General features: G+C 61.3%; 2 protein-coding genes. Both read left to right on the top strand.

Going from position 1 to position 2,329, the window contains the following annotated elements:
• Window positions 1-269 precede the first annotated feature (269 nt).
• Window positions 270-1,247: a glycosyltransferase family 2 protein gene (locus ACSHXH_RS19430; protein ID WP_435673450.1), complete on the top strand. Its 978-nt coding sequence runs from the start codon at window positions 270-272 to the stop codon at window positions 1,245-1,247.
• Window positions 1,244-2,329, top strand: a 1,086-nt coding sequence (locus ACSHXH_RS19425) for a DUF5927 domain-containing protein (RefSeq protein ID WP_435673449.1), incomplete at its 3' end; no start/stop codon positions are given. The genes ACSHXH_RS19430 and ACSHXH_RS19425, both read left to right, overlap by 4 nt.

Genomic DNA, 2,329 nt, shown 5'->3' with positions numbered 1-2,329 from the left:
GCGCTACGAAGGCTGGCGGCAGCTTGTCGCACTTGGCCTCATGGAAGCGGCGGATTGGTCACCATGACGGTGTTTCGATGCCGAAGGCATTGTTTACTTTGAATGGTCGGACAACTATCGAAATGTGAGAATTCTGGGCAGCGACATGTGTCTCTGTTACCGGCCATTCAGACGGGGTTAACCCTGTTGAGGCACGATGACCCCGAATGGGGCGAGACGCGAAGGGCGAGGATAAATTGGGTGTTTGGCAATCATACCGATTGAGGTTGATGCGCAGGCGCTACCGTATCCGTGCGCTTCGCAAATCGCGGGAGCTGGTTGCGGTCGCGGATCGCACTTCGGAGATCGCGCCGGACGCGACGTTGGCCTTTGTCACACTGCGCAATGAACACATCCGGCTTCCGTATTTCCTGAAATACTACCGCGAAATGGGCATCGACCATTTCCTGATCGTCGACAACGACAGCGATGACGGCAGCGGTGATTATCTCGAGGGGCAGCCCGACGTGTCGCTGTGGCGCACCGAGGGCGGCTACAAGGCATCGCGCTACGGGATGGACTGGCTCAACTATCTGCTGGGCAAATATGGCCACGACCACTGGTGCCTGACCGTCGATCCTGATGAGCTGTTTGTCTATCCGTTCTGCGACACCCGGCCCCTGCCCGCACTGACCGACTGGCTCGACAGCTGTTCAATCCGGTCCTTCGGCGCGATGCTGCTGGACATGTATCCGAAGGGTCCGATCGAGGCGCATCCCTATCAATCCGGCCAGGACCCGCTTGAAATTGCGAGCTGGTTCGATGCCGGGAACTATACCTACAAGATGAACTGGAAGATGCGGAACCTCTGGATCAGGGGCGGACCGCGGATGCGGGCGTTCTTCTCGAAGATGCCGCATCGCGCGCCGGCTTTGAACAAGACGCCGCTGGTCCGCTGGCACCGCAACTATACCTACGCCACATCGACGCACATGCTTTTGCCGCGCGGGCTGAACCTCACCTACGAGGAATGGGGTGGCGAAAAGGCCAGTGGCATGTTGCTGCATACCAAGTTCCTGAACACCTTCGCCGCCAAGGTCGAAGAAGAGCTGGCACGCGGCCAGCATTATGCCGCCAGCCACGAATACAGGGCCTATGCCGCCGAAGAAGGCAGCCGCAAGGATCTGTGGTGCAAGTGGTCCGAGAAATACATCAACTGGCGTCAGCTCGAGATTCTCGGCCTCATGTCGAAGGGCAACTGGGCATGAGCGTCGGCATCGTCATGTTGGTGCACACGGCTCTGGACCGCGCCGAACAGGTGTGCCGCCACTGGCAGGCCAGCGGTTGCCCTATCGTGATCCATGTCGATAAATCGGTCCCCCGGCGCACCCACGACGCCTTTGTCGAGGCGCTGTCCGACCTGCCGTCGGTCGCGTTCTCGCGGCGTCACCGTTGCGAATGGGGGACGTGGGGGTTGGTCGCCGCGACGCAATCGGCCTCGGAGCTGATGCTGAAGACCTTCCCGACGGTGCGCCACGTCTATCTTGCCTCCGGCTCCTGTCTGCCGCTTCGACCTGTGCAGGAACTGATCGACTACCTCGGTCAGCGGCCGCGGACCGATTTCATCGAAAGCGCGACGACCGCGGACGTGCCCTGGACGATCGGCGGTCTCGACGAGGAACGGTTCACCCTGCGGTTTCCGTTTTCCTGGCGTCGGCATCGAAAGCTGTTCGACTGGTATGTCGATTTCCAGCGCAAGCTCCCGTTCCGGCGCGAGGTTCCCGCCGGGCTGACGCCGCATATGGGCAGCCAGTGGTGGTGCCTGACCCGGCAGACCCTGTCGGCCATTCTCGAGGACCCGGATCGTCCGATGTACGACCGGTATTTCCGCCGCGTCTGGATCCCGGACGAAAGCTATTTCCAGACCCTCGCCCGGCTCTGGTCCCAGAAGATCGAAAGCCGGTCGCTGACGCTGTCGAAGTTCGACTATCAGGGCAAGCCGCACATTTTCTACGACGATCACCTGCAACTGTTGCGGCGCTCCGATTGCTTTGTCGCGCGCAAGATCTGGCCGCGGGCAGAATTGCTCTACCGTGCTTTCCAGACGGACGCCGAACACGCGATGCGTCGCACGGAACCCAATCCCGGCAAGATCGATCGCGTATTCTCGAAGGCGGTCGACAGGCGGACGCGCGGGCGACCAGGCCTCGTCATGCAGAGCCGATTCCCCCGCGAAGGTCGCGAGAACGGCGTCACCTGCGCGCCTTACTCGGTGTTCGAGGGCTTCGCCGATCTCTTCGTCGATTTCGAGGATTGGCTGGCCAAGACCTCGGGTTGCCGGGTGCACGGG

The sequence above is a fragment of the Marivita sp. genome (assembly GCF_051251565.1).
Taxonomy (GTDB): domain Bacteria; phylum Pseudomonadota; class Alphaproteobacteria; order Rhodobacterales; family Rhodobacteraceae; genus Marivita.
This window is presented reverse-complemented; position numbering and strand designations above follow the sequence as displayed.

What these genes read in the sequence shown, in the direction of transcription:
- ACSHXH_RS19430 (WP_435673450.1), top strand. Translation starts at nt 270, where the DNA reads ATGCGCAGGCGCTACCGTATCCGTGCGCTTCGCAAATCGCGGGAGCTG.